18 protein-coding genes are annotated in these 17,932 nt (G+C 65.2%); 9 read left to right on the top strand and 9 right to left on the bottom strand.

Annotation, left to right across the window (positions count from 1 at the left end; genetic code table 11):
* Nucleotides 1-108 precede the first annotated feature (108 nt).
* From coaBC to JFY56_RS12895, 5 genes are all read left to right on the top strand, one after another.
* Nucleotides 109-1,317, top strand: coding sequence for a bifunctional phosphopantothenoylcysteine decarboxylase/phosphopantothenate--cysteine ligase CoaBC (gene coaBC / locus JFY56_RS12915; RefSeq protein WP_208314154.1), 1,209 nt, complete (start codon nucleotides 109-111; stop codon nucleotides 1,315-1,317).
* A gap of 7 nt (nucleotides 1,318-1,324) precedes the next feature.
* The gene (gene dut, locus JFY56_RS12910; RefSeq protein WP_208314153.1) at nucleotides 1,325-1,780 is read left to right on the top strand and encodes a dUTP diphosphatase; all 456 of its coding nucleotides are present in this window, start codon (nucleotides 1,325-1,327) and stop codon (nucleotides 1,778-1,780) included.
* A 1,265-nt stretch (nucleotides 1,781-3,045) separates the two neighbouring features.
* Complete coding sequence (gene algC / locus JFY56_RS12905) at nucleotides 3,046-4,434, top strand: phosphomannomutase/phosphoglucomutase (RefSeq protein WP_208314283.1); 1,389 nt, start codon at nucleotides 3,046-3,048, stop codon at nucleotides 4,432-4,434.
* Nucleotides 4,435-4,451: 17 nt separating this feature from the next.
* The gene (argB, locus tag JFY56_RS12900) at nucleotides 4,452-5,357 is read left to right on the top strand and encodes an acetylglutamate kinase (RefSeq protein WP_208314152.1); all 906 of its coding nucleotides are present in this window, start codon (nucleotides 4,452-4,454) and stop codon (nucleotides 5,355-5,357) included.
* A 56-nt stretch (nucleotides 5,358-5,413) separates the two neighbouring features.
* Nucleotides 5,414-5,857 carry an acyl-CoA thioesterase gene (locus tag JFY56_RS12895; protein WP_208314151.1) on the top strand — a complete coding sequence of 148 codons (444 nt, stop codon included), beginning with the start codon at nucleotides 5,414-5,416 and terminating at the stop codon, nucleotides 5,855-5,857.
* A gap of 7 nt (nucleotides 5,858-5,864) precedes the next feature.
* Here JFY56_RS12895 and JFY56_RS12890 read toward each other — a convergent pair whose 3' ends face one another.
* Nucleotides 5,865-6,494, bottom strand: a complete 630-nt coding sequence (locus tag JFY56_RS12890; protein WP_208314150.1) for a DUF4124 domain-containing protein — start codon at nucleotides 6,492-6,494, stop codon at nucleotides 5,865-5,867.
* Between the two features lie 25 nt (nucleotides 6,495-6,519).
* Nucleotides 6,520-7,161 (bottom strand): orotate phosphoribosyltransferase, encoded by a 642-nt coding sequence (pyrE, locus tag JFY56_RS12885; protein ID WP_208314149.1) that lies wholly within the window; start codon nucleotides 7,159-7,161, stop codon nucleotides 6,520-6,522.
* 82 nt (nucleotides 7,162-7,243) lie between these two features.
* On the opposite strand from pyrE, the gene JFY56_RS12880 reads away from it, so the two are divergent.
* Nucleotides 7,244-8,023, top strand: coding sequence for an exodeoxyribonuclease III (locus JFY56_RS12880; protein WP_208314148.1), 780 nt, complete (start codon nucleotides 7,244-7,246; stop codon nucleotides 8,021-8,023).
* 131 nt (nucleotides 8,024-8,154) lie between these two features.
* Here JFY56_RS12880 and JFY56_RS12875 read toward each other — a convergent pair whose 3' ends face one another.
* From JFY56_RS12875 to zur, 7 genes are all read right to left on the bottom strand, one after another.
* Nucleotides 8,155-8,937: a MetQ/NlpA family ABC transporter substrate-binding protein gene (locus tag JFY56_RS12875; RefSeq protein ID WP_208314147.1), complete on the bottom strand. Its 783-nt coding sequence runs from the start codon at nucleotides 8,935-8,937 to the stop codon at nucleotides 8,155-8,157.
* Between the two features lie 56 nt (nucleotides 8,938-8,993).
* Nucleotides 8,994-9,659 (bottom strand): methionine ABC transporter permease, encoded by a 666-nt coding sequence (locus JFY56_RS12870; RefSeq protein WP_208314146.1) that lies wholly within the window; start codon nucleotides 9,657-9,659, stop codon nucleotides 8,994-8,996.
* A complete protein-coding gene (locus JFY56_RS12865; RefSeq protein WP_208314145.1) occupies nucleotides 9,656-10,666 on the bottom strand; it encodes a methionine ABC transporter ATP-binding protein in 1,011 nt (336 codons plus the stop codon). Before JFY56_RS12865 ends, JFY56_RS12870 begins: the two co-directional genes overlap by 4 nt.
* 373 nt (nucleotides 10,667-11,039) lie before the next feature.
* Nucleotides 11,040-11,414, bottom strand: a complete 375-nt coding sequence (locus JFY56_RS12860) for a hypothetical protein (RefSeq protein WP_208314144.1) — start codon at nucleotides 11,412-11,414, stop codon at nucleotides 11,040-11,042.
* 37 nt (nucleotides 11,415-11,451) lie between these two features.
* Nucleotides 11,452-12,240 carry a zinc ABC transporter permease subunit ZnuB gene (gene znuB, locus JFY56_RS12855; protein WP_208314143.1) on the bottom strand — a complete coding sequence of 263 codons (789 nt, stop codon included), beginning with the start codon at nucleotides 12,238-12,240 and terminating at the stop codon, nucleotides 11,452-11,454.
* Nucleotides 12,233-13,033: a zinc ABC transporter ATP-binding protein ZnuC gene (znuC, locus tag JFY56_RS12850; RefSeq protein WP_208314142.1), complete on the bottom strand. Its 801-nt coding sequence runs from the start codon at nucleotides 13,031-13,033 to the stop codon at nucleotides 12,233-12,235. The genes znuB and znuC overlap by 8 nt, the downstream gene beginning before the upstream one ends.
* Nucleotides 13,033-13,539 (bottom strand): zinc uptake transcriptional repressor Zur, encoded by a 507-nt coding sequence (gene zur, locus JFY56_RS12845; protein ID WP_208314141.1) that lies wholly within the window; start codon nucleotides 13,537-13,539, stop codon nucleotides 13,033-13,035. The genes znuC and zur overlap by 1 nt, the downstream gene beginning before the upstream one ends.
* 68 nt (nucleotides 13,540-13,607) lie before the next feature.
* Between zur and znuA the strand changes: the two genes are divergently transcribed.
* The 3 genes from znuA (at nucleotide 13,608) to JFY56_RS12830 (ending at nucleotide 17,788) form a co-directional block, all read left to right on the top strand.
* The gene (gene znuA / locus JFY56_RS12840) at nucleotides 13,608-14,534 is read left to right on the top strand and encodes a zinc ABC transporter substrate-binding protein ZnuA (protein ID WP_208314140.1); all 927 of its coding nucleotides are present in this window, start codon (nucleotides 13,608-13,610) and stop codon (nucleotides 14,532-14,534) included.
* Nucleotides 14,535-14,937: 403 nt separating this feature from the next.
* Entirely contained in the window at nucleotides 14,938-17,085 is a 2,148-nt protein-coding gene (locus JFY56_RS12835) for an adenosylcobalamin-dependent ribonucleoside-diphosphate reductase (protein WP_208314139.1), read from the top strand.
* A 16-nt stretch (nucleotides 17,086-17,101) separates the two neighbouring features.
* Nucleotides 17,102-17,788, top strand: a complete 687-nt coding sequence (locus JFY56_RS12830; protein WP_208314138.1) for a TSCPD domain-containing protein — start codon at nucleotides 17,102-17,104, stop codon at nucleotides 17,786-17,788.
* Nucleotides 17,789-17,932: the final 144 nt, after the last annotated feature.

Below are 17,932 nucleotides of genomic sequence, written 5' to 3'. Positions count from 1 at the left end.
CATTTTGCGCGGCTTGCGGCCTGGGGAGGCGCCGTCGGCTAAAAGCTCTGTGGGAAAAATCCAAGAAGCTTCGCGCGTCATCCAATCTCTGCTTATTAAGGCTGGCCTATGCAGCGGCTCTATCGAAAACGCATCGTCCTGGGTGTGGGTGGCGGTATCGCCGCCTACAAGAGCGCTGAACTGGTTCGCCGTCTGCGCGACCAGGGCGCCGAGGTGCGTGTCGTGATGACTCAGGGCGGCCGTGAGTTCATCACTCCGCTGACCCTCCAGGCGCTGTCCGGCCATCCGGTACACCTGGACCTCCTCGACCCCGCCGCCGAAGCGGCCATGGGGCATATCGAACTGGCCCGCTGGGCCGATCTGGTGCTGATCGCCCCGGCCACCGCCGACGTCATGGCGCGCCTGGCCCAGGGCGTGGCGAATGACCTGCTGACCACCCTGGTGCTGGCCACCGACGCGCAGATCGCCCTCGCCCCGGCGATGAACCAGGCCATGTGGCGCGACTCGGCCACCCAGGTCAACGCCGACCTGCTGCGTTCGCGCGGCATGCATCTGTTCGGTCCGGCGGCCGGCAGCCAGGCCTGCGGCGACGTCGGCCCCGGCCGCATGCTGGAAGCCGATGAGTTGGCACAACTGGCCGCCGACTGCTTCCAGTTCAAGTCGCTGACCGGCCAGCACGTGCTGATCACCGCCGGCCCGACCCAGGAAAACATCGACCCGGTGCGCTACATCACCAACCACAGCTCCGGCAAGATGGGCTTCGCCCTCGCCGAGGCCGCCGCCGAAGCCGGCGCCCGCGTGACCCTGGTGACCGGCCCGGTGCACCTGCCGACGCCCGACCGGGTCAGCCGCGTCGACGTGGTCAGCGCTCGCGACATGCTCGCCGCCTGCGAAGCCGCGATGCCCGCCGACATCCTGATCGCCGCCGCCGCCGTCGCCGACTATCGTCCGGAAGTGGTCGCCGAGCAGAAGATGAAGAAGGACCCGACCACCGGCGACGGCCTGCTGCTGCAACTGGTGCGCAACCCGGACATCCTCGCCACCCTCGCGCAGCGCAGCGATCGTCCGTTCAGCGTCGGTTTCGCCGCGGAAACGGAAAATCTCCTGCAGTACGCCGCGCGCAAGCTGAAGGACAAGAACCTCGACCTGATCGTGGCCAACGACGTCGCCAACCCGTCGATCGGCTTCAACAGCGAGGAAAACGCCATCACGGTGATCGACCGCGAACTGCACGAAAGCAGCTTCGCCCAGACCAGCAAGGGCAAGATCGCCCGCCAGCTGATCGCCTTCATCGCCGAACGCCGCCAACAGCACTGAGACCTCGATGCATTCACTGCAAGCCAAGATCCTCGATCCGCGCCTGGGCGCGGAATTCCCCCTGCCGCAATACGCCACTCCGGGCTCCGCCGGCCTCGACCTGCGCGCCATGCTGAAAGAGGACCTGGTCCTCGAACCCGGCCAGACCGTGCTGATCCCCACCGGCCTGTCGATCTACATTGCCGACCCCGGCCTCGCCGCGATGATCCTGCCGCGCTCCGGCCTCGGCCATAAGCACGGCATCGTCCTCGGCAACCTGGTCGGCCTGATCGACTCGGACTACCAGGGCGAGCTGATGGTGTCCTGCTGGAATCGCGGCCACACTGCATTCACCATGGCCGTCGGCGAGCGCATCGCCCAACTGGTGCTGGTGCCCGTGGTGCAGGCGCATTTCGAGCTGGTCGACAGCTTCGACGAAAGCCAGCGCGGTGCCGGCGGCTTCGGACATTCGGGCAGCCACTGACCGCCCGCTCCAGGGAAGAAATGCCGAGGAGATTTTCCATGAAACTCTTCAAGCGCAGTGCCAGGGATACGGACGACCAGCAGCCGGACCTTCCCCCCGTCAATGGCGCGAATGGCGCGTCGGGCAATGGCTCCGGCGCCTCGCTGGGCGCCCTGCTGCCGGCCTGCGGCGTGGCGGTGCTCGGTGTGGCAGCGGCCGGCGCGCTGCTGTGGTCCAGCCTGTTCGGCAGCGCCGAGCAGATCCACCGGCAGCAACTCGGCAGCGCCTGGGCGGAAAGCCAGGCCGGCGCGCTGCGCCAGTCGATGGTCCACCTGACCACCGACACCCGAGGCATCGCCGGCAATCCCGAACTGCTGGCCGCCGTCCAGGGCAACGACCCGGCACGCCTCCAGGCCCTGGAGAAGACACTGGCGCAGTGGTCGCTGAGCGGACTGCTCGACGTCCATCTGTTCGCCAACGGCCAGGCGACGCAGGACAACCAGCGTCCCGGCCCGCTGAACTACGCGGCGCTGGACATGCTGCATCGCGTCGAGAACGGCCAGGACGTCGCCCCGGAGGCCTACAAGGTGGGCTCCCGCTGGCTGCTCTACAGCCCCGCCGCCCTGCGCGGTGCGGACAATGACATCCACGGCTCGCTGATGCTGGTCTTCGACCTGCAGCGCCTGCTCGCCAGCCTGCCGCCGATGCCGGCGGAAACCGGCCAGTTGCTGCTGGCCCAACAGTTCGGCAAGAACCCGGCGCAAACCCTGCTCCAGTACGGCCAGGCCAGCGACGCCGCGGCCATTCCCCTGAGCAGCGGCAATCCGAACTGGAAACTCAGTTTCACCCCCGGCCCGACGCTGACCGCCCCACTGTATTCGCCCACCCTGCTCGGTCTCGCGGCGCTGCTCGCACTGGCCGGCGGGCTGCTCGGCATCTATCTGGTGAACAGCGGGCTGCAACGCCGCCTGCGCCACGACGCCCAGGCACTCACGCAATTCATTCAGGAACTCGGCGCCACCCGTACTGCCAAAACACCTGAACTGAGCCTGGCGAGCCTGCAGAACCTGCTACCGGTTCTCAGCCGCCAGGCACGCCGCAAGGCCGAAACACCCAGCCCTGCAACACCGGCTCCCGCCGCCCCGGCCATGACCGCCGCTGTCGTCGACAGCCCTGTCGCCACCGAGGCGGAGCTGGTGAACCCGCTGTTCCAGAACACCGACATTCTGGATATCGATTTTCTTGAAGAAGACCAGGACCCCCTGGGATTGGAGCGAACACCCGACATGAGCACCAAAGCCCCGCAACTTCCCGCCAGCATCTTCCGCGCCTACGACATCCGCGGCGTGGTCGGCGATACCCTGACCGTCGAGACCGCCTACTGGGTAGGCCGCGCCATCGGCTCGGAAAGCCTGGCGCGTGGCGAGCCGAACGTCTCCGTCGGCCGCGACGGCCGCCTGTCCGGTCCGGAGCTGGTGCAGCAACTGATCCAGGGCCTGCTGGATTGCGGTTGCCAGGTCACCGACGTCGGCATGGTGCCGACTCCGGTGCTGTATTACGCGGCCAACGTGCTCGAAGGTAAATCCGGCGTGATGCTCACCGGCAGCCACAACCCGCCGAACTACAACGGCTTCAAGATCGTCGTCGCCGGCGAGACCCTGGCCAACGAACAGATCCAGGCCCTGCGCACCCGCATCGAGACCAATGACCTCGCCAGCGGCGTCGGCAGCGTCCGCCAGATCGACATCCTGCCGCGCTACTTCGAGCAGATCCGCGACGACATCGCCCTGGCCAAGCGCCTGAAGGTGGTGGTCGACTGCGGCAACGGCGTCGCCGGCGTGATCGCCCCGCAACTGATCGAGGCCCTCGGCTGCGAAGTCATCCCGCTGTTCTGCGACGTCGACGGCACCTTCCCCAACCACCATCCGGACCCGGGCAAGCCGGAGAACCTGGAAGACCTGATCGCCAAGGTCAGGGAAACCGGCGCCGACCTCGGCCTGGCCTTCGACGGCGACGGCGACCGCGTCGGCGTGGTGACCAACACCGGCACCATCATCTACCCGGACCGCCTGCTGATGCTGTTCGCCAAGGACGTGGTATCGCGCAACCCGGGCGCCGACATCATCTTCGACGTCAAATGCACCCGCCGCCTGATCTCGCTGATCAGCGGCTACGGCGGCCGTCCGGTGATGTGGAAGACCGGCCACTCGCTGATCAAGAAGAAGATGAAGGAAACCGGCGCCCTGCTGGCCGGCGAAATGAGCGGCCACATCTTCTTCAAGGAGCGCTGGTTCGGCTTTGACGACGGCATCTACAGCGCCGCCCGTCTGCTGGAGATCATCAGCCTCGACGATCGCGACAGCGAACATGTGTTCTCTGCCTTCCCTATGGACGTCTCCACTCCGGAAATCAACATCACCGTCACCGACGAGAGCAAGTTCGCCCTGATCGAAGCGCTGCAGCGCGACGGCCAGTGGGGCGATGCCAATCTCACCACCCTCGATGGCGTGCGTGTCGATTACCCGAAAGGCTGGGGCCTGGTCCGCGCCTCCAACACCACGCCGGTGCTGGTGCTGCGCTTCGAGGCCGACACCGAAGGCGAACTGGAGCGCATCAAGGATGTGTTCCGTAACCAACTGAAGGCGGTCGACCCCGCCCTGACCATTCCATTCTGATCATGCCGGAGTCCACCATGCACCAGAGCCGCGACGACGCCGCCCAGGTAGCCCGCGTTCTTGCCGAAGCCCTGCCCTATATCCGCCGCTTCATCGGCAAGACGCTGGTCATCAAGTACGGCGGCAACGCCATGGAGACCGACGAGCTGAAGAACAGCTTCGCCCGCGACGTCGTATTGATGAAGGCGGTCGGCATCAATCCGGTGGTGGTCCACGGCGGTGGCCCGCAGATCGGCGACCTGCTCAAGCGCCTGTCGATCGAGAGCCACTTCATCGATGGCATGCGCGTTACCGATGCGCAGACCATGGACGTGGTGGAGATGGTCCTCGGCGGACTGGTCAACAAGGACATCGTCAACCTGATCAACCGCCATGGCGGCAGCGCCATCGGCCTGACCGGCAAGGACGCCGAGCTGATCCGCGCGAAGAAGCTCACCGTCAGCCGCCAGACGCCGGAAATGACCACGCCGGAAATCATCGACATCGGCCATGTCGGCGAAGTCACCGGGGTCAACGTCGAGCTGCTGAACATGCTGGTGAACGGCGACTTCATCCCGGTGATCGCGCCGATCGGCGTCGGCGCCAACGGCGAGTCGTACAACATCAACGCCGACCTGGTGGCCGGCAAGGTGGCCGAGGCGCTGAAGGCCGAGAAGCTGATGCTGCTGACCAACATCGCCGGCCTGATGGACAAGCAGGGCGAGGTCCTCACCGGGCTGACCACCGAGCAGGTCAACGAGCTGATCGCCGACGGCACCATCTACGGCGGTATGCTGCCGAAGATCCGCTGCGCCCTCGAGGCGGTCCAGGGCGGCGTGACCAGCGCGCACATCATCGATGGCCGCGTGCCCAACGCCGTGCTGCTGGAGATCTTCACCGACAGTGGCGTCGGCACCCTGATCACCAACCGCAAGCACCGCTGATCCACCCGGCCGCCACGGCTACCCGCCGTGGCGGCCTGTTTTTTACGGAGCCGAACATGACGTCCATCCCGCAACGCAGCGAGTTCGGTTTCTTCCACGGCCTGCGCGTGCGCTGGTCGGAAGTCGATCCGCAAGGCATCGTCTTCAACGGCAACTACCTGACTTACGCCGACGTCGCCACCACCGAGTACTACCGGCATCTGGAAATCCGCTACCCGGCCGACCTGCTGCGCAGCGGCGGCGACCTGTTCGCGGTGAAGAACACGCTCGAATATATCGCCCCAGCCCGCTACGACGACTGGCTGGAAATGGGCGTGCGGGTCAGCCGCCTTGGCCGCAGCAGCCTGACCTTCGAGGTCGCCATCTGGTGCGAGGAGCAGGCGCTGACGCGTGTCGAGCTGATCTACGTGTACGCCGACGAGCAACGCCGCAGCCAGCCGTTGCCGGAATGGCTGCGCACGCGCATAGAAGCGTTCGAAAGGAATCTGCCGCGGGAGTGACCGCGGCTCAGGGAGTGGGCGAATCGCCCAGCAGTTGCACCAGGCGCGCGCGGTCGGCATCGAAGGTGGCGTTGGCCTTGGTCCGCAGTTGCTGGTAGTGCTGCAAATCCTGCTGCAGGCGTTTTTCCTCGGTCTTGAGCATGTTCAGCTGGTCGATCAGGTGCTCCGGAACCTGGCGTCCGGCGCGCTCCTGGTCGGCAGCCTGGGATTGCAGGTTGGCCTGCTGGGTCTTCACCGACTGCAGATTGCTCCTGGCGACGCTGGTGAGGCCGTCCAGCTCCGAAAGCTTGCGCTCGCGGGCACGGTCGACATCCTCGACGCTGGTATACAGCCGCAGCAACTGGGCATCCGAGTTGGCCTGGGCAGTGGCGGCCTTGCGCTTCTCGATTTCCTCGGCGGTAGGCGCCGGCGGCACGACCCGGATCACCCGGCCCTGCTCGTTCAGCACCTCGTAGCCCTTGCCGATGTACTGCGGCGGCACGCCAAGGCGGTCGATGACCGTGATGCCCTTGTCATTGATGTAGCGATACATCTCCACAGGGCTGCTCCCCTGCTCCGCGGCCAGCGCCGCGAAAGTCAGGCTGCAACCCAGCAGTCCCAGCCATACCCTGTAGCGGAAAGCACCCTGCTTGACCATGCCAGACGCCTTGTCCAGGTTGTCGTCAGATACCGTACTGCGCCCGATAAGCCTCCACGGCCGGCAAGTGCCGTTTCAGCTCGTCATCCCCTGCCAGGTATTCAAGCACCTGCTCCAGCGAGACGATACTCACCACCGGCATGCCGAAGTCGCGCTCGACTTCCTGGATCGCCGACAGCTCGCCCTTACCGCGCTCCTGGCGGTTGAGGGCAATCAGCACGCCAGCGGCCTTCGCGCCCTGGGCGTCGATGATCTGCATCACCTCGCGGATCGCGGTGCCGGCGGTGATCACGTCGTCGATGATCAGCACCCGGCCTGTCAGCGGCGCGCCGACCAGCGTGCCGCCTTCGCCGTGATCCTTGGCTTCCTTGCGGTTGAAGCACCACGGCAGGTCGCGGCCGTGATGTTCCGCCAGCGCCACGGCAGTGGTCGCCGCCAGCGGGATGCCTTTATAGGCCGGGCCGAACAGAACGTCGAAGGGGATGCCGCTGTCCATTATCGCGGAGGCGTAGAAACGCCCCAGCTGGGCCAGCGCTAGGCCGCTGTTGAACAGGCCTGCGTTGAAGAAGTACGGACTGGTGCGCCCGGACTTGAGAGTGAATTCGCCAAAGCGCAAAACGCCACGTTCGATGGCGAAACGAATGAAATCGCGTTGATATGCCTGCATAGGGTCGGAACCGGCCGGTATGAATTTAGCTAAACCGTTTGAGCTCGGGTATCATACACACACGTGATTTTGGGGGCCATTTATGCGGATCATCAGTGTGAACGTGAATGGTATTCAGGCTGCGGCCGAGCGGGGGTTGCTCAGTTGGCTGCAGGCACAGAATGCCGACGTGATCTGCTTGCAGGATACCCGCGCCTCCGCTTTCGATCTGGATGACCCGTCCTACCAGTTGGACGGTTACTTCCTGTACGCCTGCGACGCCGAAGTACCCAGTCAGGGTGGCGTCGCACTCTATAGCCGTCTGCAACCCAAGGCCGTCATAAGCGGGCTGGGTTTCGAAACGGCCGATCGTTACGGGCGCTACCTGCAAGCCGATTTCGACAAGGTGAGTATCGCCACTCTCCTTCTGCCTACCGGGCAGAGCGGGGATGAGAACCTGAACCAGAAGTTCAAGTTCATGGACGATTTCGCCCAGTACCTGAACAAACAGCGGCGCAAGCGTCGCGAATACATCTATTGTGGCTCGTTATACGTCGCCCACCAGAAGCTGGATGTGAAAAGCTGGCGCGAATGCCAGCAGATGCCCGGTTTCATGGCTCCCGAGCGGGGCTGGATGGACGAGATATTCGGCACCATGGGCTATGTCGACGCCTTCCGCGAGGTGAATCGCGAAGGCGATCAGTACAGCTGGTGGCCGGACAGCGAGCAGGCCGAGATGCTCAACCTCGGCTGGCGTTTCGACTACCAGGTGCTGACCCCGGGTCTGCGCCGCTTCGTGCGCAACGCCAAGCTGCCGCGTCAGCCGCGCTTCTCCCAGCATGCGCCGCTGATCGTCGACTACGACTGGACGCTCAGCCTCTGAGGCCGAACGCCAGGCACAGCGCTCCACTTGAAGCCAGTCGGCTACGCCGACTGGCTTTTTCGTTGGCGGACGGGAAACGAAAAAGCCCGGTCACGAGGACCGGGCTTTTCGATGGAGCAAGCGGCAGGCGATCAGAACGCCGGAACCACCGCGCCCTTGTACTTCTCGAGGATGAACTGCTTCACCGCCGGGCTGTGCAGGGCGGCGGCCAGCTTCTGCATGGCGGCGCTGTCCTTGTTGTCCGGACGGGCGACCAGGATGTTCACATACGGAGAGTCGGAACCCTCGATGGCCAGGGCATCCTTGGTCGGGTTCAGCTTGGCTTCCAGCGCGTAGTTGGTGTTGATCAGGGCGAGATCGACCTGGGTCAGCACGCGCGGCAGGGTGGCCGCTTCCAGCTCACGCACCTTGATGCTCTTCGGATTCTCGACGATGTCCTTCGGCGTGGCGGTGATGCTCTTGTTGTCCTTGAGCTTGATCACGCCGGCCTTGTCCAGCAGCAGCAGCGCGCGGCCGCCGTTGGTGGCGTCATTGGGGATGACCACAGTGGCGCCGGAAGCCAGTTCGTCGAGCTTCTTGATCTTGCTGGAGTAGGCACCCAGCGGCTCGATATGCACGCCGGTGACGGCGACCAGGCTGGTGCCCTTGGTCTTGTTGAACTCATCCAGGTACGGCTGGTGCTGGAAGAAGTTGGCGTCGAGGCGCTTCTCGGCGACCTGGGTGTTCGGCTGCACGTAGTCGGTGAATTCCTTGACCTTCAGCTCCACACCCTCCTTCGCCAGCATCGGCTTCACGAAGTTGAGGATTTCCGCGTGCGGCACCGGCGTGGCGGCGATGGTCAGGGTGTCCGCGGCCTGTGCCAGCGGCGCGGAGAAGGCCGCGGCAGCGGCGAAGGCGGCAAGCAGTTTTTTCATCGATAAGCTCCTTTTGGGATTTTCCTCGGGCCGGCGGGTAGCCAGCACCGCACTCTTTATTTGCGCGAGAAGTGGACCACCAGCTTGTCGCCGAAGGTCTGCAGAATCTGTACGAGCACCAGCAGCATGATCACCGTGACCACCATCACGTCAGTCTGGAAGCGCTGGTAGCCGAAGCGGATCGCCAGGTCGCCGAGACCGCCGGCGCCGACCACGCCGGCCATCGCGGTGTAGGACACCAGGGTGATGGCGGTGACCGTCACGGCGGCGATGATGCCCGGGCGTGCTTCCGGCAGCAGGGCGTTCCAGATGATCTGGCGGGTGGTCGCGCCCATCGCCTGGGTCGCCTCGATGATGCCCTTGTCCACCTCGCGCAGGGCGGTTTCCACCAGCCGCGCGAAGAACGGCGTGGCACCCACCACCAGCGGCGGAATGGCCCCGGCGACGCCCAGCGAGGTGCCGGTGAGCAGCACGGTCAGCGGGATCATCACGATCAGCAGGATGATGAACGGCAGCGAGCGCAGCACGTTCACCACGAACGACAGCAGGCCGTATACCGCGCGGTTCTCGAACATCTGCCTGGGTCCGGTGAGGAACAGCAGCACGCCCAGCGGCAGGCCGAGGATCACGGTGAACAGCAGCGAGCCGCCGAGCATCCAGAAGGTGTCGATGCTGGCCTGGAGGATTTCCAACCAGTCGATATTGCTGAAGAACTCATTCATCCGCGCAGAACCTCCACATGCACGTCCGCGGCATTCAACTGGCTCATCGCCGCTTCCAGGTCACCGCCCACCAGCGCCAGGGTCAGTTGGCCGTAGGGCTGATCCTTGATGCGGTCGATGCGCCCGGCGAGGATGCTGTAGTCCACCCCGGTCTGCCGCGCCACAGTGCCGAGCAACGGCGAATAGGTCGCCTCGCCGCGGAAGGTCAGGCGCAGGATGCGCCCGGGCACATGGGCGAAGTCGTCGCGCTGCTCGTCTTCGTCGACATGCTCGTCTTCCAGCACGAAGCGCTTGGTGGTCGGATGCTGCGGATGCAGGAACACATCGGCAACGCTGCCCTGCTCGACGATCCGGCCGTCATCCATTACCGCGACGCGGTCGCAGACGCGACGGATCACATCCATCTCGTGAGTGATCAGGACGATGGTCAGCTTCAGCTCCTGGTTGATCTCCGCCAGCAGTTGCAGCACCGAAGCGGTGGTCTGCGGGTCGAGGGCGCTGGTGGCCTCGTCGCAAAGCAGGATCGTCGGCCGGCAGGCCAGGGCGCGGGCGATACCGACGCGCTGCTTCTGTCCGCCGGACAGCTGTGCCGGGTACTTGCGCGCCTGCTCGGTGAGGCCGACGCGCTGCAGCAATTCGGCGACACGGGCGTCGATCTCGCTGGCGCTGCTGCCGCCGGCCAGGCGCAACGGCATGGCGATGTTGTCGGCGACGGTCTTCGAGGCCAGCAGGTTGAAGTGCTGGAAGATCATGCCGACGCGCTGGCGGAAGCGGCGCAGGCCGTCGGAATCGAGGGCGGTGATGTCTTCGCCATCGATGACGATGCGCCCGCCACTGGGTTCCTCCAGGCGGTTGATCAGTCGCAGCAGGGTGCTCTTGCCGGCGCCGGAGTGGCCGATCAGGCCGAACACCTGGCCACCGTCGATGGACAGGCTGGTCGGTTGCAGGGCCGGAATATCGCGGCCGGCGACGCGATAGGTCTTGTGGACGTCGTGGAATTCGATCACGTAACGAACCTTGTGGGTGCGAAAAGCTGCCAGTTGCCAACAAACTCCTGGCAACGAGCGTAGGCGGTTAGCCAAAACCGCGCATTTTACATCGAATTCTTATGGCTGATTAATCTTTGTTCAGATAAGACTTGAACAAAAGAGAATAAGGAAGAGGCGGGATCGGAACTGTGGGAGCAACTGTCCTGCATCCTACGTAACTACGTGGCTGAGCCAGAACCCGCGTAGGTTGGTGCTGAACGCAGTGAAGCCCAACGGTGGCGATGTTGGGCTTCGCGTTGCTCAGCGCCAACCTACGGTGGGCATCGCAGCCCGTAGGATGGGTTGAGCTTGCGATACCCATCGCCTTAACCAATGGCAGGCGCGGTTCCGATCAGTCCATCGGCTCGCACGGCGGCTTTTCAGGCTCGGCCTGCTGCTTCTGCAGGGCACCCACATCCGCCGCTACGGCGGGAGCTTTCGGAGTCAACGAGCGGGCTCGGGCCAGGGCAGCGCTGGCGCCGTTCATGTCGCCCTTCTGCAGGGCTTCGCGGCTGCGCTGCAGGTAGGCGTCGGCCAGGCGCTTGCGGCGCTCGGTCAGTTGCGCGGGGTTTTCCTGCTCGCTGCCGAGCTTAAGCTGGGCGGCTTCCAGGTTGCCGGCGGCCAGTTCGCTTTCGAAGCCGGAAGGCGCGGTGGAAACGCTCTGGCAGGCACTGAGCAACAGGGCAACGGCCACCGGCGATAACACGCGAACGACGAACGACTTCATGCCTCGGACTCTCTTTTGATCAAAAAAGCGCCAAATTCTACACCGCCCGGCGCGGCAGGACAAAACTCAGCAGGAACAGGCTGGCCGCACTTACAACGATAGACGGCCCCGCGGGAGTGTCCTTGAACCAGGACAGGGCGAGCCCGGCGCATACCGCCAGCAGCCCGATCAGACTGGCGCCGAAGGCCATTTGTTCCGGGCTGCGCGCATGCCGCTGGGCGGCTGCGGCGGGGATGATCAGCAGCGAAGTGATCAGCAGCACGCCGACGATCTTCATCGCAACGGCGATGACGATGGCGATCAGCAGCATCAGCGCCAGGCGGATCGCAGCCACCGGCAGACCTTCCACCTTGGCCAGCTCTTCGTGGACGGTGATCGCCAGCAGCGGCCGCCACAACCAGCAGATCAGCGCCAGCACCAGGGCGCTGCCGGCAACTATCCACAGCAGGTCGGTGCTGCTGACGGCGAGCAGGTCGCCGAACAGATAGGCCATCAGGTCGACCCGCACTTCCTTCATGAAGCTCAGCGCCACCAGGCCCAGCGACAGCGTGCTGTGGGCGAGGATGCCGAGCAGGGTGTCGGCAGCCAGCGGCTGGCGCTGCTGCAGGGTGACCAGCAGCACGGCAAGCAGCACGCAGCCGACGGTCACCGCGAGGGTCGGGCTGACGTCGAGCAGGAAACCGAGCGCCACGCCGAGCAGCGCGGCGTGGGACAGGGTGTCGCCGAAATAGGCCATGCGCCGCCACACCACGAAGGAGCCGAGCGGGCCGGCGACGAGCGCCAGCGCAAGGCCGGCGAGCAGAGCGTTGAGCAGGAAATCAGCCATGGTTGCAGTCGGGGCCGTGCTGGTGGACAGGCGTGAAGCGGGTGCCGGCAGGGAATGGTTCTTTCACCACCTCGCCGTGCAGGTCGTGGGCGTGGTCGTGATGGTGGTGGTAGATCGCCAGGCTGCGTGCGTCCTGGCCGAACAGCTCGATGAACGCCGGATCGCCGCTGACCTGCTCGGGATGGCCGTGGCAGCAGATGTGGCGGTTCAGGCAGACCACCTGGTCGGTGGCGCTCATCACCAGGTGCAGGTCGTGGGACACCATCAGCACACCGCAACCATGGCGGTCGCGCAGACGGGTGATCAGCCGGTAGAGCTCGGCCTGGCCGCTGACGTCGACGCCCTGCACCGGCTCGTCGAGCACCAGCAGCTCCGGCTCGCGCAGCAGCGCACGGGCCAGCAGCACGCGCTGCAACTCGCCGCCGGAAATGCCTTGCAGCGGGCTGTCCAGCACATGGCTGGCGCCGACCTCGCCAAGCGCCGCCAATGCTTCCTTGCGCCCGACGCCGGGCACAAGACGCAGGAAGCGCAGCACGCTGAGCGGCAGGGTCGGGTCGACGTGCAGCTTCTGCGGCATGTAGCCGATGTTCAGCTTCGGCTTGCGCCAGACGCTGCCGCTGTCAGGCTTGAGCAGGCCGAGCACGCTGCGCACCAGGGTGGTCTTGCCGGCGCCGTTGGGGCCGATCAGGGTGACGATCTGGCCACGGGCGATGCGCAGGTTGATGTCCTGCAGGGTGGTCTGGCCGGAACGGCGAACGCAGACGCCCTCCAGGCGGATCAGGGTATCGCTCATCAGGCCTCCGACTTGTCGGAATTGCAGGCCGAGCAGAGACCGACCACTTCCACGGTCTGGGTTTCCACCGCGAAACCGACATCGCGGGCGCCGGCGACGATCGCGTCGCTGATCGCCGGCTGCTCCAGCTCGATCGCCGTATGGCAGGCGCGACAGATGAGGAACTGGCCCTCGTGGGCGTGCTCCGGATTGTTGCAGCCGACGAAGGCGTTGAGCGAGGCGATGCGGTGCACCAGGCCGTTTTCCAGGAGGAAATCCAGCGCGCGATAGACCGTCGGCGGCGCCGCGCGGCGGCCGTCGGTCTCGCTCAGCACGGCGAGGATGTCGTAAGCACCGAGCGGCTTGTGGCTCTGCCAGACCAGTTCGAGCACGCGACGGCGCAGCTCGGTGAGGCGCACGCCCTGGCGCGCGCAAACCGTATCGGCCTCGGCCAGCGCGCTGGCCACGCAGTTGGCGTGGTCGTGCGGGCGGCAGGCGAGCGGGGTATTGGGGGCGATCTTGTACATACGGCGGCGACGCTCCGATCAAGAGACGTTATTATATAACTCTTTCCCCTTCACCTGTGAGTGTCGCCGTGTCCCTGCGCCCTTCCGCCCTGCTCGTCACCTGCTGCGCCCTGCTCCTGAGCCTGTCCGCCCGTGCCGAGGTCAGCCTGCTGACCAGCATCAAGCCGCTGCAACTGATCGCCGCCGCCGTCCAGGATGGCGCCGGCAGCCCCGACGTGCTGCTGCCGCCCGGCGCCTCGCCGCACAGCTATGCATTGCGCCCGTCGGACGTGCGGCGGGTACGCGACGCCCAGCTGCTCTACTGGATCGGCCCGGACATGGAAGCCTTCCTGCCCAAAGTGCTGGATGGCCGCAAGGGATCGAGCGTCGCCGTGCAGGAGCTGCCCGGGATGCATCTGCGCAAGTTCGGCGAGGCCGATGGACACGACCATGAGCACGAACACGACTACGAGCACGATCACGACCACCGCCCCGGCAGCATCGATGCGCATCTCTGGCTGCTGCCGGCCAACGCCCGGGTGATCGCCGCGCGCATGGCCGCCGACCTGGCCAGCACCGACCCGGCCAACGCCAGCCGCTACCAGGCCAATCTCAAGGCCTTCGACCAGCGCATGGAACAGCTCGACGCCCGCCTGAAACAGCGCCTGGCGCCGCTGGCCGGCAAGCCGTACTTCGTGTTCCACGAGGCCTTCGACTACTTCGAGGAAGCCTATGGGCTGAAGCACGCCGGCGTCTTCGCCATCTCCGCCGAGGTGCAGCCGGGCGCGCGACACGTCGCCGCCATGCGCGCGCAACTGCAGAAAGCCGGCCCGTCCTGCATCTTCAGCGAGCCGCCACTGCGCCCGCGCCTGGCCGACACCCTCAGCGACGGCCTGCCGGTGCGCCTGGCCGAACTGGACGCCATGGGCGTGGCCGCCAAGGTCGATGCCAATGGCTACGAATCCCTGCTGCAGAACCTGGCCGGGGAGTTCGCCGGCTGCCTGGAAAAACCTTGACGTAGGGGGGATCACACTCCATCGATCCACCATGGCCGCGCATGCGGCTCCGGAATGGTGGATGGAAGAGCGCCATCCACCCTACGTTTTTGTAGGAGCCAGCTTGCTGGCGATAACGCAGGTCCGCTTCATGCCGTGGCGCGAATGGATGATTCCGGATCGCCAGCAAGCTGGCTCCTACAGTTCCTGCGCTGCCTGGAAGGCAATGCCGTAGGGCGGGTGCAACCCGCCAATTCGATGGATGGCGGGCTTCGCCCGCCCTACGTTGGACTGCCAGGGTCTATGCTGGCTTTCAGTGGCCCAAGCACTATGGGTTGATCTAGCGCAATAGGTTAAACACAACATCTTGTAGTTTTGCCGGCCATTGCGTTCACCACCCGACCGACAGGAGGTTATTCAGCGGATGGCCAAGACCGATGCGCGCCCCCGTGGCGCAGACCAAGGAGCCCTTGCCCTGCAACCCGCCTCGCAGGACATCTGGGACAGCAAGTACCGTCTCAAGCAGAAGGACGGCACGCCGATCGACGACAGCGTCGACGGCACCTGGCGCCGGGTGGCGCGGGCCCTGGCCGATGTCGAGAGCGACAAGGCCAGGCGCGAGCACTGGTACGAGCGCTTCCTCTGGGCACTGCGCAACGGCGCCATCCCCGCCGGACGGATCATTTCCAACGCCGGCGCACAGGGCCACAAGCCGGCCACCTCCACCATCAACTGCACCGTCTCCGGAATCATCCATGACTCCATGGACGACATCCTGCAAAAGGTCCACGAGGCCGGCCTGACACTCAAGGCGGGCTGCGGCATCGGCTACGAATTCAGCACCCTGCGCCCGCGCGGCGCCTACGTTTCCGGCGCCGGCGCGCACACCAGCGGGCCGCTGTCGTTCATGGATATCTACGACAAGATGTGCTTCACCGTCAGCTCCGCCGGCGGCCGCCGCGGCGCGCAGATGGGCACCTTCGACGTCAGCCATCCGGACGTGCGCGAATTCATCCGCGCCAAGCGCGAAGACGGCCGCCTGCGCCAGTTCAACCTCAGCCTGCTGATCACCGACGGCTTCATGAAGGCGGTGGAAGACGACGCCGACTGGCCGCTGATCTTCCCGGTACACCAGAAGGAGCGCGACGAAGTCGACCTGAAGGACGCGGAGACGGTCGTCTGGCGCGACTGGCCGGTGCACGACGAATACCTGGTCGACAAGGACGGCCAGGTCGCCTGCCGGGTCTACGGCCGGGTCAAGGCACGTCACCTGTGGGACATGATCATGGTCTCCACCTACGACTACGCCGAGCCGGGCTTCATCCTCATCGACCGGGTCAACGAGCTGAACAACAACTGGTGGTGCGAGGAAATCCGCGCGACCAACCCGTGCGGTGAGCAGCCTTTACCCCCCTACGGCTCCTGCCTGCTCGGTTCGGTCAACCTGACCGGCTTCGTCGTCGAGCCGTTCACCGAGCAGGCGCGCTTCGACTGGGAGCGCTTCCGCGAGGTGGTGCGGGTGTTCACTCGCATGCTCGACAACGTGGTGGAGATCAATGGCCTGCCGCTGGCGCAGCAGCGCGCGGAAATCCTCGGCAAGCGCCGGCATGGCATGGGCTTCCTTGGCCTCGGTTCGGCGCTGACCCTGTTGCGCCTGAAGTACGGCAGCCCGGAAGCCTGCGTATTCACCGAGGAAGTCGCGCGGGAGATGGCGCTGGTCGGCTGGGAAGTGGCCCTGGAGCTATCGAAGGAGAAAGGCGCCGCGCCAATGCTGGCCGAGGAATACGAGGTTACCGGCGAGATGCTTCGCAAACGGCCGGAAATGGCCGCCGATGGCTACAAGATCGGCGACAAGGTGCCGGGCCGGGTGCTGCACGCGAAATACTCGCGCTACATGCAGCGCGTCGCCGAACACGCGCCGCAGCTGGTCGAGGCGCTGGCCGAACAAGGTGCGCGCTTCACCCACCACAGCTCCATCGCGCCCACCGGCACCATCAGCCTGAGCCTGGCGAACAACGCCTCCAACGGCATCGAGCCGAGCTTCGCCCACCACTATTCGCGCAACCTGATCCGCGCCGGGCGCAAGACCAAGGAGAAGATCTCGGTCTACAGCTACGAGCTGCTGGCGTACCGCGCGCTGGTCGACAGCAAGGCCGTGCCGGACGCGGAAGACGGCAAGCACCAGTTGCCGGACTACTTCATCACTGCCGACGACATCAGCCCGGAACAGCATGTGGATATCCAGGCGGCGGCACAGAAGTGGATCGACTCGTCGATCTCCAAGACCGCCAACGTGCCCACCGACTACCCCTTCGAGCAGTTCAAGGACATCTACCTGTACGCCTGGCGCCAGGGTCTCAAGGGCTGCACCACCTTCCGCTTCAACCCGGCGGCCTTCCAGGGCGTGCTGGTCAAGGATGCGGACCTGGAACGGACCGTCTACCGCTTCGAGCTGGAGGACGGCAGCGTGGTCGAGTTCAAGGGCAACGAGGAAATCGAGTACGACGGCGAAGTGCACACCGCCGCCAACCTGTTCGACGCCCTGAAAGAAGGCTATTACGGCAAGTACTGAGCCGTCGGAGATTTCGATGACCACCAAGATCACCCAGAAAATCAAGGGCTTCCAGGTAGTCGACGTGGCCGAGGAAAAGGCCCGTGCGGAGGCCGCAGCGGCCGCCGCCGTCGTGAAGATGGACGAGACCCTGCAGCGCCCGGAAATGCTGGTCGGCGCGACCTACAAGATCAAGTCGCCGCTGTTCGAGCATGCGCTCTACGTGACCATCAATGACGTGGTGCTCAACCCCGGCACGCCCTACGAGCAACGCCGGCCCTTCGAGATATTCATCAACTCGAAGAACATGGACCACTTCCAGTGGATAGTCGCCCTCACCCGCATCATGTCGGCGGTATTCCGCAAGGGCGGCGACTGTACCTTCATGGTCGAGGAAATGAAGGCGGTGTTCGACCCGCGCGGCGGCTATCTCAAGCGCGGCGGGGTGTACATGCCGTCGATCGTTGCCGAGATCGGTGCAGTGATCGAGCGCCACCTGATCGCCATCGGCCTGATGCAGGGGCCGGAGCTCAACGAGGAACAGCGCCTGTACCTGGCCGAAAAACGTGCCGCCTACGAAGCCGCCCAGGGCACCACCAAGGCCGAGCCCGGCGAAGGCTTTCCCGCCGGCGCCCAGCTCTGCGGCAAGTGCCAGACCATGGCGGTGGTACAGATGGACGGCTGCGCTACCTGCCTGAACTGCGGGCACTCGAAGTGCGGGTGAGCCAGGGCAGAGGAGTAACGACAGGGACGTCAGCTGCGGATTGGATCGTTACGCCAGAAATGCATAGCCGGGCGGAACCGTAGGTTGGTGCTGAGCCTGCGAAGCCCAACGATGCAGCGCGCAGAACTGTTGGGCTTCGCTGCG

The sequence above is a fragment of the Pseudomonas schmalbachii genome, from assembly GCF_017589465.1.
Lineage (GTDB): Bacteria > Pseudomonadota > Gammaproteobacteria > Pseudomonadales > Pseudomonadaceae > Pseudomonas > Pseudomonas schmalbachii.
This window is presented reverse-complemented; position numbering and strand designations above follow the sequence as displayed.